Annotated in this window: 16 protein-coding genes; 13 read left to right on the top strand and 3 right to left on the bottom strand. The window is 71.9% G+C overall.

Features of this window, described 5'->3' with window-relative positions; genetic code table 11:
• The first annotated feature begins 3 nt into the window (after positions 1 to 3).
• From ruvX to aroB, 7 genes are all read left to right on the top strand, one after another.
• Positions 4 to 519: a Holliday junction resolvase RuvX gene (ruvX, locus tag CSR00_RS09085; protein ID WP_099022063.1), complete on the top strand. Its 516-nt coding sequence runs from the start codon at positions 4 to 6 to the stop codon at positions 517 to 519.
• Positions 512 to 1,756, top strand: a complete 1,245-nt coding sequence (locus CSR00_RS09090; RefSeq protein WP_099022064.1) for an endolytic transglycosylase MltG — start codon at positions 512 to 514, stop codon at positions 1,754 to 1,756. The genes ruvX and CSR00_RS09090 overlap by 8 nt, the downstream gene beginning before the upstream one ends.
• Positions 1,731 to 2,570 carry a shikimate dehydrogenase gene (locus CSR00_RS09095; protein WP_099022065.1) on the top strand — a complete coding sequence of 280 codons (840 nt, stop codon included), beginning with the start codon at positions 1,731 to 1,733 and terminating at the stop codon, positions 2,568 to 2,570. The genes CSR00_RS09090 and CSR00_RS09095 overlap by 26 nt, the downstream gene beginning before the upstream one ends.
• A gap of 19 nt (positions 2,571 to 2,589) precedes the next feature.
• Positions 2,590 to 3,027 (top strand): prepilin peptidase, encoded by a 438-nt coding sequence (locus tag CSR00_RS09100; protein ID WP_328514696.1) that lies wholly within the window; start codon positions 2,590 to 2,592, stop codon positions 3,025 to 3,027.
• A 147-nt stretch (positions 3,028 to 3,174) separates the two neighbouring features.
• Complete coding sequence (gene aroC / locus CSR00_RS09105) at positions 3,175 to 4,386, top strand: chorismate synthase (RefSeq protein ID WP_099022099.1); 1,212 nt, start codon at positions 3,175 to 3,177, stop codon at positions 4,384 to 4,386.
• Positions 4,387 to 4,396: 10 nt separating this feature from the next.
• Positions 4,397 to 5,080, top strand: coding sequence for a shikimate kinase (locus CSR00_RS09110; protein WP_099022066.1), 684 nt, complete (start codon positions 4,397 to 4,399; stop codon positions 5,078 to 5,080).
• Positions 5,077 to 6,165 (top strand): 3-dehydroquinate synthase, encoded by a 1,089-nt coding sequence (gene aroB / locus CSR00_RS09115; RefSeq protein ID WP_099022067.1) that lies wholly within the window; start codon positions 5,077 to 5,079, stop codon positions 6,163 to 6,165. The genes CSR00_RS09110 and aroB overlap by 4 nt, the downstream gene beginning before the upstream one ends.
• Before the next feature lie 34 nt (positions 6,166 to 6,199).
• Here the strand turns inward: aroB and CSR00_RS09120 are convergent, their stop codons facing one another.
• On the bottom strand, positions 6,200 to 6,937 hold the full coding sequence (locus tag CSR00_RS09120) for a B-4DMT family transporter (protein WP_176561977.1): 738 nt from the start codon (positions 6,935 to 6,937) through the stop codon (positions 6,200 to 6,202).
• A gap of 33 nt (positions 6,938 to 6,970) precedes the next feature.
• Here CSR00_RS09120 and CSR00_RS09125 point away from each other — a divergent pair, with 33 nt between their 5' ends.
• The 4 genes from CSR00_RS09125 (at position 6,971) to CSR00_RS09140 (ending at position 10,570) form a co-directional block, all read left to right on the top strand.
• Complete coding sequence (locus CSR00_RS09125) at positions 6,971 to 8,062, top strand: M24 family metallopeptidase (protein WP_099022068.1); 1,092 nt, start codon at positions 6,971 to 6,973, stop codon at positions 8,060 to 8,062.
• Positions 8,063 to 8,112: 50 nt separating this feature from the next.
• Positions 8,113 to 8,676 (top strand): elongation factor P, encoded by a 564-nt coding sequence (efp, locus tag CSR00_RS09130; RefSeq protein ID WP_099022069.1) that lies wholly within the window; start codon positions 8,113 to 8,115, stop codon positions 8,674 to 8,676.
• Entirely contained in the window at positions 8,669 to 9,214 is a 546-nt protein-coding gene (gene nusB / locus CSR00_RS09135; protein WP_099022070.1) for a transcription antitermination factor NusB, read from the top strand. The genes efp and nusB overlap by 8 nt, the downstream gene beginning before the upstream one ends.
• Before the next feature lie 147 nt (positions 9,215 to 9,361).
• On the top strand, positions 9,362 to 10,570 hold the full coding sequence (locus tag CSR00_RS09140; RefSeq protein ID WP_245905910.1) for an LLM class flavin-dependent oxidoreductase: 1,209 nt from the start codon (positions 9,362 to 9,364) through the stop codon (positions 10,568 to 10,570).
• Between the two features lie 29 nt (positions 10,571 to 10,599).
• Here CSR00_RS09140 and CSR00_RS09145 read toward each other — a convergent pair whose 3' ends face one another.
• The gene (locus CSR00_RS09145; RefSeq protein ID WP_099022072.1) at positions 10,600 to 11,817 is read right to left on the bottom strand and encodes an FAD-dependent monooxygenase; all 1,218 of its coding nucleotides are present in this window, start codon (positions 11,815 to 11,817) and stop codon (positions 10,600 to 10,602) included.
• A gap of 69 nt (positions 11,818 to 11,886) precedes the next feature.
• Between CSR00_RS09145 and CSR00_RS09150 the strand changes: the two genes are divergently transcribed.
• Positions 11,887 to 12,492, top strand: a complete 606-nt coding sequence (locus CSR00_RS09150; protein ID WP_099022073.1) for a TetR/AcrR family transcriptional regulator — start codon at positions 11,887 to 11,889, stop codon at positions 12,490 to 12,492.
• 97 nt (positions 12,493 to 12,589) lie between these two features.
• Positions 12,590 to 13,738, top strand: coding sequence for an acyl-CoA dehydrogenase family protein (locus CSR00_RS09155; protein ID WP_099022074.1), 1,149 nt, complete (start codon positions 12,590 to 12,592; stop codon positions 13,736 to 13,738).
• 3 nt (positions 13,739 to 13,741) lie between these two features.
• Here CSR00_RS09155 and CSR00_RS09160 read toward each other — a convergent pair whose 3' ends face one another.
• Complete coding sequence (locus CSR00_RS09160) at positions 13,742 to 14,944, bottom strand: serine hydrolase domain-containing protein (RefSeq protein WP_099022075.1); 1,203 nt, start codon at positions 14,942 to 14,944, stop codon at positions 13,742 to 13,744.
• Positions 14,945 to 14,996: the final 52 nt, after the last annotated feature.

The following is a 14,996-nucleotide window of genomic DNA, read 5'->3' on the forward strand; positions in this document are numbered from 1 at the left end:
TGCGTGGACCCCAGCGAACACCGGTCGCCGGACCGGCCCGGCGACCCGGCCCGGCCCGATCCCGGCAGGGGACGGCGACTGGGTGTCGACGTGGGCAGCGTGCGCATCGGTGTCGCGGTCAGCGACCCCGACGCCGTGTTGGCCACGCCGGTGGAGACGGTGCACCGGGAGCGCTCCGGGCGGCACCTGCGCCGGCTGGCGCGGCTGGTCACCGACTACGAGGCGGTGGAGGTCGTCGTCGGACTGCCCAGGACACTGGCCGACCGCACCGGCCCGGCGGCCCAGGACGCCATCGACGTCGCCGACCGGCTCGCCGAGCGCATCGCTCCCGTGCCGGTGCGGATGGCCGACGAACGGCTGAGCACCGTGACCGCCCAGCGGGCACTGCGCGACGCCGGAGTGCGATCGAAGGCTCAGCGCCCGGTGGTGGACCAGGCCGCCGCGGTGGCGATCCTGCAGAGCTGGCTCGACGCACGCCGGGCCGTCCTGGCCGCTGCGGAAGCGGTCAGCGATGACTGACCAGTTCGAACCCGACCGCGCGCAGCCGGTCGCGGTGGGCCCGCCACGGCGCCGGCTCAGTCGCGCGGCCCGCCTGCGGGCGGAGCGCACCAGGCGCCGCCGCCGCATCATGGGGGTCGGGGCGCTGGGACTGCTCGTCGTGGTCATCCTGACCACGGTGTTCCTGGGCTCGAAACTGTGGCACGGGTTGTTCGGCTCACCCACCGACTACACCGGCGACGGCGAACGCGATGTCGTCATCCAGGTGCACGACGGCGACACCACCACGGCCATCGGCCAGACCCTTCACGACCGGGGTGTGGTCGCCACCGTGAAGGGATTCGTGGAGGCGGCCCAGGGCAACGAGGCCATCCAGGCCATCCAGCCCGGCTTCTACAAGGTGCGCACCCGGATTCCGGCGGCGTCGGCGGTCGAGCGATTGGTCGCCCCCGACAACCGGGTCGGCAAGCTGACCATTCCGGAGGGCCGGCAGCTCGACGACGTCACCGACGTCAAGACCAACGCCGTCACCGAGGGGATCTTCACGCTGATCTCCAAGGCCACCTGCGTCGATCTCGACGGCAAACGCAGCTGTGTGAGCGTCCAGGATCTGCGCAACGCCGCCGGCGCGGTCCCCGCCGACCGCCTCGGGGTGCCCCAGTGGGCGCTGCAGCCGGTCACGGCGATGGGCACCGATCACCGCCGGATCGAGGGCCTGATCGCCGCCGGAACGTGGAACGTCGACCCGGCGGCCTCCGCCCAGGACACGCTGGCGACGTTGATCGCCGCCAGCGCCTCCCGGTACACCGCGGGGGGGTTGCTGGACACCGCCGCCGCGATGAACATGTCGCCGTATTCGGTGCTGACCGTCGCCTCCCTGGTGCAGCGCGAGTCCACCCCGGAGGACTTCCCGAAGGTCGCCCGGGTGATCTACAACCGGTTGGCCCAGGGCCGCAAGCTGGAGTTCGACTCGACGGTCAACTACTCGCTGGACCGCCAGGAGGTCGCCACCACCGACGGTGACCGCGCGCGGGTCACCCCGTGGAACACCTACGCCTCGCCGGGGCTGCCCGCCACGCCGATCTGCTCGCCCAGCGAGGCCGCGCTGGCGGCGGCCGAGCGTCCCGAACCCGGTGACTGGCTGTACTTCGTCACCGTCGACATGCAGGGCACCACCCTGTTCACCAAGGATTACGAGCAGCACCTGGCCAACATCGAGCTCGCCCGGCGCAATGGTGTCCTCGACAGTGCCCGCTGAGCCGACGGCCCGCAAGGCCGCCGTCCTGGGGTCCCCGATCGCGCATTCGCGGTCCCCGCAGCTGCACCTGGCCGCCTACCGGGCGTTGGGCCTGACCGACTGGACCTACGACCGCATCGAGTGCACCGCCGAGCAGTTGCCCGCGCTGGTGTCGGCGCTGGGACCGGAATGGGTCGGGTTGTCGGTGACCATGCCGGGCAAGTTCGCCGCCCTGGAGTTCGCCGACGAGCACACCGCCCGGGCGGCGCTGGTCGGCTCGGCCAACACCCTGGTCCGCACCGTCGCCGGCTGGCGGGCCGACAACACCGATGTGGACGGCGTGGCGGGGGCGCTGCGCGCCGCCGGGGTGGACCGGCCGGCCCGCGCGCTGGTGCTCGGCAGCGGGGGGACCGCCCCGGCCGCGGTGGTGGGTCTGGCCGAACTGGGTGCCCGGCAGGTCACCGTGGCCGCCAGGAACCCGGAGAAGGCCGCCCGACTGCTCGAGCTGGCGTCCGACGTCGGGCTGACCGCCCGGTACTGCGCCCTCGACGCCGGAGACCAGGAGGCGCTGGCCCGCGCCAGCCGGTCGGCGGTGCTGGTGAGCACCGTGCCCGCCGAGGTGGCGGCCGGGCTGGTCCCGGCCCTGGAGCGGGCCGGCGTGCTGCTGGACGCCATCTACGATCCGTGGCCCACGCCGCTGGCCGCGGGGGTGGCCGCCGCAGGCGGCACCGTCATCGGTGGACTGCAGATGCTGCTGCACCAGGCCTTCGCACAAGTCGAACAATTCACAGGGCGACCGGCGCCGCGCGAGCAGATGGCGGCCGCGCTGCAATAGCCTGCCCGGCGTGGGGGAGATCATCGCGCAGCGGCTGGCCGGGCCGGCCGCCGCGGCCGCGATCCTGGCGTGGATGACGGCGTTGTGCGTCGCCGACCTGCGCGACCGCCGACTGCCCAACGCCTTGACGCTGCCCGGCGCGGCCGCCATCGCCGTGGTCGCCGGGTGCTGCGGCCGCGGACTGCCCGCGGTGCTCGGCGCGCTGGCGCTGGCCGGGGCGTATCTGGTGGTGCACCTGGCGGCGCCCCGGGGGATGGGTGCCGGTGACGTGAAGCTGGCGTTGGGCACCGGGGCGCTGACCGGCGCCTTCGGTGCCGAGGTGTGGTTCCTGGGCGCCCTGGGCGCCCCACTGCTGACCCTGGCGGTCGCGGTGGTCGGCCGGCGTCGGGTGGTCCCGCACGGACCGTCGATGTGTCTGGCGAGCGCGGCGGTGCTCACGGCGGCCTGGCTGTACTGAGCGGTGCGGGGCCGAGGTCGTGCTGTCGGTGTCGTGCTGCCGGTGTTGTGGTGTCGGTGTTGTGGTGTCGGTGTCGCGGGGGCGGTGTGGTGTCACCGCCGTCACCGGATTACGTCTGCGGAGTTGCCGCGTGGGAAGATGGAACTCGTGTTGCGTTGGACGACCGCCGGTGAATCCCATGGCCGCGCGTTGGTGGCCATGGTCGAGGGCATGGTCGCCGGCGTGCAGGTGACCTCGCAGGACATCGGCGAACAGCTGAGACGGCGCCGCCTGGGCTACGGCCGCGGCGCACGGATGAAGTTCGAGCAGGACCAGGTGAGCGTGCTGGCCGGTGTCCGCCACGGTCGCACCCTCGGCGGGCCGATCGCCGTCGAGATCGGCAACACCGAGTGGCCCAAATGGGAGACCGTGATGGCCGCCGATCCGGTCGACGCCGGCGTCCTCGACCAGGACGGTGGCGCCCGCAACGCCCCGCTGACGCGGCCGCGTCCCGGCCACGCCGACTACGCCGGAATGCTCAAGTACGGTTTCGACGACGCCCGGCCGGTGCTGGAACGTGCCAGCGCCCGCGAGACGGCCGCCCGCGTGGCCGCCGGGACGATCGCCAGGCAGTTCCTTCGGCAGGCCCTGGGCGTGGAGGTGCTGTCGCACATCGTGTCCATCGGGGCCTCCAAGCCCTATGCCGGCCCGCCGCCGCAGCCCTCGGATCTGGCCGCCATCGACGACAGCCCGGTACGGGCCTTCGACAAGGCCGCCGAGGAGGCGATGATCGCCGAGATCGAGGCCGCCAAACGCGACGGCGACACCCTGGGCGGTGTCATCGAGGTGGTGGCGTCGGGTCTGCCGGTCGGGCTGGGCTCGTTCACCAGCGGTGAAAACCGCCTCGACGGCCAGCTCGCCGCGGCGGTCATGGGCATCCAGGCCATCAAGGGCGTGGAGGTCGGCGACGGGTTCGAGACCGCCCGCCGGCGCGGCAGCCAGGCCCACGACGAGATCTTCCCCGGCCCCGAGGGGGTGGTCCGTTCCACCAACCGCGCCGGCGGGCTGGAGGGCGGCATGACCAACGGCCAGCCGCTGCGGGTGCGCGCGGCGATGAAACCCATCTCCACGGTGCCCAGGGCGTTGGCCACCGTCGACATGGCCACCGGCGCCGAGGCCGTGGCCATCCACCAGCGCTCCGACGTGTGCGCCGTCCCGGCCGCGGGTGTGGTGGTCGAGACCATGGTGGCGCTGGTGCTGGCCCGCGCGGTGCTGGAGAAGTTCGGCGGTGACTCGCTGGAGGAGACCCGCCGCAACATCGATGCCTATCTGCGCACGGTCGCCGAGCACGAACCGGTGGCCGCGCGGGCGTCGGGGTAGGCGGTCGGCGATGGCGCCCAAAGCAGTGCTCGTCGGCATGCCGGGGTCGGGCAAGTCGACCATCGGCCGGCGCCTCGCCAAGGCGATGCAGCTGCCGCTGCTGGACACCGACGCCCAGATCGTGGAGACCACCGGCCGCAGCATCGCCGACATCTTCGCCGCCGACGGGGAACAGGGGTTCCGCCGGATCGAGGAGCGGGTCGTACGCGACGCGCTCGCCGAACACGACGGCATCGTCTCGTTGGGCGGCGGGGCCGTCACCACCCCGGGTGTCCGTAAGGCGCTGGCCGGTCACACCGTCGTCTATCTGGAAATCGGTACCGCCGAAGGGGTTCGGCGTACCACCGGCGGTCCGGCGGTGCGTCCGCTGCTGGCCGGTGACGACGCCGCCGAGAAGTACCGCAGGCTGATGGCCGAGCGGGCGCCCCTGTACCGGCGGGTGGCGACCATGCGGGTCAACACCAACCGCCGCAACCCCGGGGCCGTGGTCCGGTATCTGGCCTCGCGGCTGGAAAGCCCGCCGCCACCCAGGCAGTCCCGCCGGCGCCGGCGCCGGCCCCCGTGGCGGCTGCCGACCTCACAGAACGGCAATGCCGGTTCCGCAGAAGGGGAATCGGGCTCCACTCCACCATCCCCGCCGACACCCGCGACGCCCGCCGCGCTCGCGGCCCGACGCGCCGAGGCACGCAAATGACAGATCCCGGATCCCCGGTCACCATCGAGGTGGCCGTCACCCCGCCGTACTCCGTCCTGGTGGGCACCGGGCTGCTCGCCGAGCTCGGTGAGCAGCTCGACGGAACCCACCGGGTGGCCGTCCTGCACCAGCCGACGCTGGCCGAGACCGCCGAGGTGATCCGCCAGTACCTCGCCGACCGGGGCATCGACGCCCACCGCATCGAGATCCCCGACGCCGAGGCGGGCAAGGACCTGCCCGTCGTCGGTTTCATCTGGGAGGTGCTCGGCCGTATCGGGTTGGGGCGCAAGGACGCTCTGGTCAGCGTCGGCGGCGGGGCGGCCACCGACGTCGCGGGATTCGCGGCGGCCACCTGGCTGCGGGGCGTACCGATCGTGCATGTGCCGACCACGCTGCTGGGCATGGTCGACGCGGCGGTCGGCGGCAAGACCGGCATCAACACCGACGCCGGCAAGAACCTCGTGGGGGCGTTTCACCAACCGGCGGCCGTGCTCGTCGACCTGGCCACGCTGGAAACTCTGCCGCGCAACGAGCTGATCGCCGGCATGGCCGAGATCGTCAAGGCCGGTTTCATCGCCGACCCGGTCATTCTGGACCTGATCGAGGCGGACCCCGAGGCGGCCACCGACCCCGCCGGTGCGGTGCTGCCCGAACTGATCCGGCGCGCCATCACGGTCAAGGCCGAGGTGGTGGCCGCCGACGAGAAAGAGTCCGCGCTGCGCGAGATTCTGAACTACGGCCACACGCTGGCCCATGCCATCGAACGCCGGGAGCGCTACCGCTGGCGCCACGGTGCCGCGGTCTCGGTGGGCCTGGTGTTCGCCGCCGAGCTGGGGCGGCTGGCCGGGCGCCTCGACGACGACACCGCCGAGCGGCACCGCAGGGTGCTGACGGCGCTGGGCCTGCCGGTCAGCTACGACGCCGATGCGCTGCCGCAGCTGCTGGAGTACATGGCCGGGGACAAGAAGACCCGGGCCGGGGTGCTGCGCTTCGTGGTCCTCGACGGCCTGGCCAAACCCGGTCGGCTGGAGGGCCCCGACCCCGCGCTGCTGGCGGCCGCCTACTCCGCCATCGGCGCGGACTGAGGCGGGGCGGAACCGGGTGCCGGTCCGGCCCGGTTCAGTCCTTGCGCTGATCCCCGGGCGAAGTGTCGGTGCCGCCCCCGGTCTCCGGAGTGATCTGCTGGGTCTCCTCCTCAGCCGACTCCCGGGACGGCTCCGGGGATGACTCCAGGGATGACCCCGTGTCGCGTTCGGCGGTGGCCACCGCCGAACCGTGACTCTCGGTGTCGTGGGCGGGGTTCGACGGGTCGCTGACGACGGGCGTGGGACCGGTCGGGAAGTCGTCTTCCCGCACGGCGGCGAACACATCGGTGTCGGCGCGGTCGTCGTCGTACGCGGCGCCGCCCTCGGCCTGGGCCTTGCGGTCCACCGGCGGGGCCTTGCGGTCCACCAGCCACCGGCCGATGGCCGCGGCGGCGACCGCGGGGACGAACACGAGCAGGGCCGTGAACGCGGCGAACGTCGTCAACTCGTTGATCAGGCCGCCGACATAGAGCGCGGAGTAGAACAGTGAGATCAGCCACGACACGGCGCCGGAGACCAGCCCGGCGACCAGACCGGCCAGCAGCCACGTCATCGCCAGGTCTTCGCGGCGGTCGGGGTCGGGGTTGGTGCGGGCGTCGGAGCGTCCGTCGAGATAACCCCACACCAGCACCACCACAACCAGCACCGCCAGCAGCGTGAGGCTGATCAGCAGAGCCTGCGTCTCGTACTGATTGATCAGCGCTCCCTGGATCAGCCGCACCACGACCATCAGTCCCGCGAACACCAACCCGCGCACCAGCCACTTGCTCATGGGGCCACAGCGTAGCGAGTACCGTCAGCGGGCGTGACACATTCCCAGCGACGTGACAAGTTGCGCACCCTGCTCGGCCCCGCCGATCTGGACGCGATGCTGGTCAGCGACCTGACCAATGTCCGGTACCTGTCCGGGTTCACCGGCTCCAACGCGGCGCTGCTGGTATTCGCCGACGAGCGGCCGGCGATCCTGGCCACCGACGGCCGCTACCGCACCCAGGCGGCCCGCCAGGCCCCCGACCTGGCCGTCGACATCGAGCGGGCATGCGGTCGTCATCTGGTTTGCCGGGCCGCGGGCGCGGGGGCGCGACGGATCGGTTTCGAGGGACACGCGGTGACCGTCGATGCACACCTGGCCCTGTTGGGTGTGCTGGAGCCCAACCGGAACGCGGAACTGGTCCGCGCCTCGGGTCTGGTGGAAGAGCTGCGCGAGATCAAGGACGACGGCGAGGTGGCGCTGCTGCGGTTGGCCTGTGAGGCCGCCGACGCCGCCCTGGCCGACCTGATCGAGCAGGGCGGGCTGCGGCCCGGGCGCACCGAGAAGGAGGTGCGCCGCGACCTGGAGTCCCGGATGCTCGACCACGGCGCCGACGGGCCGTCCTTCGAGACCATCGTCGCCGCCGGCGCCAATTCCGCGGTGCCCCACCACCGGCCCACCGACGCGGTGCTGCAGGCGGGGGACTTCGTCAAGATCGACTTCGGCGCGCTGGTCGGTGGCTACCACTCCGACATGACCCGAACGTTCGTGCTCGGAACCGCCGCGGACTGGCAGCGCGAGATCTACGGCCTGGTCGCCGCCGCCCAGCGGGCCGGACGCGAGGCGTTGGGCCCCGATGTGCCGCTGTGCTCGGTGGACGCGGCGTCGCGGCAGGTCATCGCCGACGCCGGGTACGGCGAGACGTTCAGTCACGGGCTCGGCCACGGGGTGGGACTGCAGATCCACGAAGCGCCGGGAATCAACGCGTCGGCCGCCGGTACACTACGTGCTGGCTCCGCGGTGACCGTGGAACCAGGTGTCTACTTGCCCGATCGCGGCGGTGTCCGCATCGAGGACACCTTGGTCGTCGGCATGAAGTCGCCCGAACTGCTTACCCGGTTCCCCAAGGATCTGACGATCCTGTAGCACCCGATCCCGCCGACCAGGGATCCCCGACTCTCAAAGGAGTACCGACTGTGGCATCGACTGCCGACTTCAAGAATGGTCTGGTCCTCAACATCGATGGCCAGCTGTGGCAGATCGTGGAGTTCCAGCACGTCAAGCCCGGCAAGGGCCCGGCGTTCGTCCGCACCAAGCTCAAGAACGTGCTGTCGGGCAAGGTGGTCGACAAGACCTACAACGCCGGTGTGAAGGTCGAGACCGCCACCGTGGACCGCCGCGACGCCACCTACCTCTACCGCGACGGCAGCGACTTCGTGTTCATGGACTCCGAGGACTACGAGCAGCATCCGCTGCCGGACTCGCTGGTCGGCAACGCCGCCAACTTCCTGCTGGAGAGCATGCCGGTGCAGATCGCCTTCCACAACGGCAGCCCGCTGTACCTCGAACTGCCCGTGACCGTCGAACTCGAGGTCACCCACACCGAGCCCGGGCTGCAGGGGGACCGCTCCAGCGCCGGCACCAAGCCCGCCACCGTCGAGACCGGTGCCGAGATCCAGGTACCGCTGTTCATCAACACCGGCGACAAGCTCAAGATCGACTCGCGGGACGGAAGCTACCTGGGCCGCGTGAATGCCTGACGACCGGTCTTCCCGGCCCGCGCGCCCCGCGAGGGGACGTCACCACGCGCGCAAACGGGCGGTGGATCTGCTGTTCGAGGCCGAGGCCCGCGGGCTGACCGCGGCCGAGGTGGCCGCCGGGCGCACCGAGCTGGCCCGGGTGCAGCCCGACGTCGAGCCGCTCAATCCCTACACCGTGACGGTGGCCAACGGGGTCGCCGAGCACGCCGCCCACATCGACGATCTCATCAGCAGCCACCTGCAGGGCTGGGCCCTGGAACGGCTGCCCGCGGTGGACCGCTCCATCCTGCGGGTGGCGGTCTGGGAGTTGCTGCACGCCGAGGATGTGCCCGAGCCGGTGGCCGTCGACGAAGCGGTCCAGCTGGCCAAGGAACTGTCCACCGACGACTCCCCGGGATTCGTCAACGGCGTTCTGGGCCAGGTGATGCTGGTGACACCGCAGATCCGTGCCGCGGCCGCCGCGGTGCGCACGTCGGCGGGCGGTGGGCAGGCCGGTGACCAGGCCGGCACCCCGGACGGTCCCACCGAGCCTTCCTGACGCCGGCCGATCCCCACCGGCCGATCCCCACCGGCTGATCCCAGCGACCGATCCCGGAAAAGGGAGCCCCCCACCGCCGCGCCTTCTCGTCTAGCGTGGCTGGCTGTCGGCGGGCGCGGGCCCGCGGCGATGCGACGAGGGAGTGCGGTGGACGGCGGCTGTGACGGTGGTGCGGACGGTGATGACGGGGCCGGCGGCCTGCGCATCCTGTGGTACATCAACGGCGCCGACGGCGACGTGCCCTGGCAGCCGCGGGGGCGGATCCCGCCGTCGCTGGCGCACCTGCGGTCGGTGGCCTGCGCCCTGGACCACCTGGGCTACTACGGCGCGCTGAGCACCGCACGCGAGACCATCGCCCTGGTCTCCGACACCACGCGCCTGCGGTTCATGATCCCCGAGTACCCCGGGGTCAAGCCGCCGGCGCTGCTGGCCGAGCAGGCCCAGGTCTTCGACCACTACTCGGGTGGGCGGCTGATCTTCAACCAGGTCAACGGGGCCGACCCGGTCCTGGCCCGCTACGGCCGCTTCGAGACCAAGGCGCAGCGCTACGCGCTGTCGCAGGAGTACTGGGCGCTGGTGCGTGCGCTCTACCTCGACGGCACCGACGGATACGACGGCGCCGGCTTCACGTTCGGGCCGCGCTACAAGCCCGCGATCGCGGGGCCGCGCCAGCGCGGCGGAGTGCCGGTGTGGGGGACCGGCGCCTCACCCGAAGGCATCGCACACGCCGCCGAGACGCTCGATCTGTACCTCAGCTTCCTGGCCGAACCCCCCGCGCTGTCCGACACGTTCGGTGCGCTGCGGCGCGCCGCCGCGGCCAGGGGCCGCCACATCCCCGTCGGGGTGCTGGCCAGTGTGGTGGTGCGCGACACCGACGACGAGGCGTGGGCGCACTTCGAATGGCAGCTGTCGCAGACCGACCCCGCCGAGATGAACCGGCTGGCCGACCGGAACCTGCGTTCCTTCGGCTTCGCCCCGCTCGACGAACTGACCAGCGAAGACCCGCAGGTGCAGAGCCGTATCGACGCGCTGCGCCGCGGACGGCTGCCGACCCGCGAGGAGCTGGAGTTCGCGCCGGGGCTGGCCGCGGGCCTGACCACCTGGACCTCCGGGGAGCCTCCGTTCGACATCGCCGGCAAGGGGTCCGGCAACTACCTGGTGGGCAGCCCGGAGACGGTCGCCGCCCTGATCACCGAACTGTCCGCGCAGCTGGGCATCGACAGCTGGATCCTGTCCGGGTGGCCGCTGGCCGCCGAGGCGGAGCGCTTCGCCAGGCAGGTGATGCCCCTGCTGAACGTCCGGCCCTATGAGCCGCCCGACCTCACCGATGCCGGGCTGGAGGCCGCCGCGCGCTGAACCCGCTCCCGTGCCGGGGTGTCCGGTGCTCAGAGCCCCGGGTAGTCGGGCAGCTCGACCGATTGGGCGACGGTGAACCACCGCCGTTTGGCGACGACCCGCAGCGGCCACTTCTGCATGTACTTCATCGCCAACGCGTTGTCGCGGATCTCCTTCTCCGTCATCGGCGCGAAGCGCTCCATGCTGTTGGGCAGATCCTGACAGGTCCGCACGTACGGGCGCATCCGCGCGGTGTAGCGCTCGAACGCCCGGGCCAGGTGCCCGCCGTCGACCCCCCGCGTCGCCGGCCCCAGCTCGCCGGCCAGGAGGTAGGCGCCCACCAGCGCCAGGCTGGTGCCCATGCCCGACAAGGGCGATGCACAGTAGCCGGCGTCGCCGACCAGCGCGACGCGCCCGGTGGTCCACGAGGCCATGCGCACCTGGCAGAACGCGTCGAAGTAGAAGTCCTCGGCGGTCTCGGCGGCGGCCAGCAGCTGATCGCAGTGCCATCCGGCCCCGGCGAAGCGTTCGGCCAGCAGGCGTCGCTGCGCGTCGGGGTCGCGGCGGTCATAGTCGATGGGCCCGGAACGGAAGGCCAGTCCCGCCTTGGCCAGTGCCGGGTCATGGGTGGGACGCAACGAGGCGTTGAGGCCCCCGGGGGCCTGATACATCAGGTACCAGCCGTCCAGCCCGACGGTGTCCGGGGCGCTGAACCACGCGTTGTAGCCGCCGAGCGGCCGGATGAACTGCTCCTCGGGCCCGAACGCCAGGCGGCGCACACCCGAATGCGGTCCGTCGGCGCCCACCACCAGGTCGGCCTGCACGGTGGAGCCGTCGCTCAAGGTGGCGCACACGCGATCGGCGGACCCGGTGTCCAGCGCGGTGATGCGGGTGCCGAACAGGTATTCCGCGCGTTCGCGGGTGGCCTCGTGGAGGATGTCGACCAGGTCGCCGCGCAGGATCTCCAGTTTGGAGACCGGCCCGTTGCCGTCGAAGGCCTCGACCGGCATCTCGGCGCGCCTGCTGCCGTCGGCGCGCACCCAGGCGATACCCCGCTGGAACAGCGAACGCTGTTTCATCTTGTCCAACAGGCCCATTCGCTCGACGACGTCGGCGCCGGCCCCGCGCAGGTCGACGGTCTGGCCGCCCGGGCGGATCCCCGGCGCGAGTTCGGCCACGACGACCCGATAGCCGTATCCGGACAACAGGTGGGCCAGTGCCGGGCCGGCGATACCGGCTCCGCTGATCAGCACGGTCGGCTCTGTCATGTCGCTCAAGGTATTTCAAAGCGGGCCGGGTCACAACGGAGTTCGCGCCGGCTCGCTAGGCTGCAATCCATGGCGAGCGCGGGCGCGTCGCGGCTCTCCGTCGACGACTGGGTGCAGGCAGGTTTTGCGGTTCTTGCCGAGCAGGGACTCAAAGCGCTGACCATCGATCGACTCTGCCGTCGGCTCAACGTCACCAAGGGCAGCTTCTACTGGCATTTCGACGACATGGCGGCCTACCGTGCGGCGCTGATCGAATCGTGGGCCGCCGTGCGCGACGACGATCGGGTGCCGTTCGCCGGGCTCGCCGAGCTCCCGCCGCGGCAGCGGCTCGCCCAGATGATGGCGGCGCTGGTGAGCCCGCGCCACTGGATGCTCGAGCGCGCCATGCGGGAGTGGGCCAAGTCGGCGCCCGCGGTCGCCGACGCGGTGCGTGCCTCGGACCGCACCGTGCTGCGCGCCGTGCGGCAGGCGTTCCTCGACGACGGCTTCGACGGCGCCGAGGCCGAGATGCGCGCCAACGCCACCTTCGCCGCGGGCATCGGGTTCCTGCACCTCACCGAATCCCGTGCCGAATCCGGTGCTGACTCCGGTGCCGATGCCGACTCCGAGGTGACTGCCGACGCCGAGGCGGCCGCCCAGCGGGAGCGCTTCCTGGATCTGATGCTGCGGCACTGATTCTGGCCTGGTTTGGTGGCCCACCCGGGGACCGCGCACGCGGCCGAGCCGTGCGTGCGGACGCTACCATACCAAAAGGTATGGTAGCGTCCGGTTGATGACCCTGGTCACCGACGACTTCGTCGCACGCCTGGCCGAGCGCGCACCCAAGGCCGAGGAGATGCGCCGGCTCCCGGCCGACACCGTCTCCGAGTTCCGCCGCAGCGAACTGGCCGCCCTGCTGGTCCCCGCCGCCTACGGCGGGCGGCAGGCCGATTTCGCCGAGATCCTCGACCCTGTCCGCCGGATGGCGCACGGCTGCGCCTCCAGCGCCTGGACGCTGGGCTTCTACACTCTGCACAACTGGATGCTGGCACTGTTCGACGCGCCCGCCCAGGACGAGGTCTTCGCGCACGGACCGGTGCTGTGTCCCGCGCCACTGGCCCCGACGGGCCGGGGGCTGCCCGTCGACGGCGGCGTGCGGCTCACCGGCCGGTGGTCGTGGGCCACCGGCGTGATGGACGCCGACTGGATCATGGTCGGGGCATTGGTCGGGGGTTCCGACACCGAGATCACGCCCGCGCTGGCGCTGCTGCCGGCCGGCGACATCGAGATCCACGACGTCTGGCACACGGCGGGAATGCGGGCCACCGGCTCCAACGACGTGACGGTCACCGACGTGTTCGTGCCCACCCATCGGATGGTCTCGGTCGCCGACATCTACCGGGGCACCGCGCCCGGGGCGGCGCTCCACGGCGCCGCCACCTACCGGTGGCCGATGGTTCCCGCGCTGGCACTGGTGGCGGCCATGCCGGCGCTGGGCAGCGCCGAGTACGCCGCCGATCTGTTCGCCCAGCGGCTGAGCACCAGGGTGATGGCCTATTCCGGTGCCGCCCAGCGTGATCAGCCGGCAGCACAGATCAGGCTCGCCGACGCCCGGGTGCGGTTGGCGGCGCTGCGCGGGCTCCTCGCGCACACGGTGGCCGCCATCGAGTCCGCGATGTCCGGCGACGCGCCGGTACCGCGTGCCCGGCGGGCCGAGGCGCGGGCGGCGGCCGCGCACATCGTGCACGAATCGCGGGCCGTGGTGGCCGGGCTGCTCGAAGCGGCCGGGGCCAGCGCCCATTTCCTGACCAACCCGCTGCAGCGGATCCGCCGTGACGTGGACATCATCGCCGGGCACGTCGTCTTCGACTACGACGTGAGCCGGGAACTGTCCGGGGCCCTGGAGATCGGCGCGTCCGTCTCGCCGATCGCGATGGTTTAGCCGCTACAGTCCCAGCGCCTGGTAGGTGCGCCTGACGAACTTGGGCTGCGCGGTCTGCAGGCGGACCAGCGAGGTGTTGCCCGCGATCGCCGCGGCGTCCGGGCCCAGGTTCGGGTAGTTCTGGATCAGATAGATCAGGATCGTGTCGTTGGCCGGGTCGGCCTGCCACCACGTGCCGTAGGCGCCCGGCCAGGTGAACGTCCCCACCCCGCCCGGGCCGAACAGCGGCGTCGACTTGACCGGATCGGTCACCACCGACAGGTTCAGGCCGAACCCGCGTCCGATCCAGTACGGCATCCCCAGGAACGGGATCCGCTTCTGCGCATCGGTGAGCTGGTCGGTGCGCATCAACCGCACCGATTCCTCGGACAGCACCCGCACCCCGTCCACGGTGCCGCCGCGCAGCAGCATCAACGCGAATTTCAGGTAGTCGCCGGCGGTGGACAGCAGGCCGGCGCCGCCCTGGCAGAACGGTGGCGGGGCGATCGGGACCGGGCCCATCACGTCGTGAGCCAACCGCCCGTCCTCGTCGATCCGGTACATCGTCGCGGCGCGACGCCGGCCCTCCGGTGAGGCGGAGAACCCGGTGTCGACCATGCCCAGCGGCTCGAAGACGCGCTCGGCGAGCACCTCGTGCAGCGGCCTGTCCTCGATCCGCGACACGATGATGCCCAGCACGTCGGTGGCGTGACTGTAGGTCAGCTGCTGGCCGGGCTGGTGCACCAGGGGCAGCTCGGCCAGCTCCGCCAGCCAGCGGTCCTGATCCTGCCGCAGCGGCAGCCGGGCATAGGCCCGGTTCAACGGCCCCGGCACCGAGAACATGTAGGCCAGGCCACTGCGGTGGGTCATCAGGTCGTCGACGGTGATCGGCCGGTGGGCGGGCACGGTGGCGTCCAGCGGGCCGGTGGGGTCGACGAGCACCCGCATCCGGGCGAACTCCGGCAACCACCGGGTGACCGGGTCGCGCAGGGTCAGCTTGCCCTCCTCGACCAGCGCCATCGCCGCCGCGACGGTGACCGGCTTGGTCATCGAGGCGATGCGAAAGATCGTGTCCTGGGTCATCGGGAGTCCGGCCTCGACGTCGCGGTACCCGATCTCGTTGACCTGCAGTACCTTTCCGCCGTTCCAGACCAGCGTGACCGCGCCGGCGAGCAGACCCTCCTGGCAGGCTTCGCGGATGGAGGCCTGGTTCCCGTCGAGATTCACCAGTCGAGGCTATCGGTCCGGCGGCCGGCCCGACCCACCCCCGGACCCCGGC

The organism is Mycolicibacterium palauense (assembly GCF_002592005.1).
In the GTDB taxonomy this organism is placed as follows: domain Bacteria; phylum Actinomycetota; class Actinomycetes; order Mycobacteriales; family Mycobacteriaceae; genus Mycobacterium; species Mycobacterium palauense.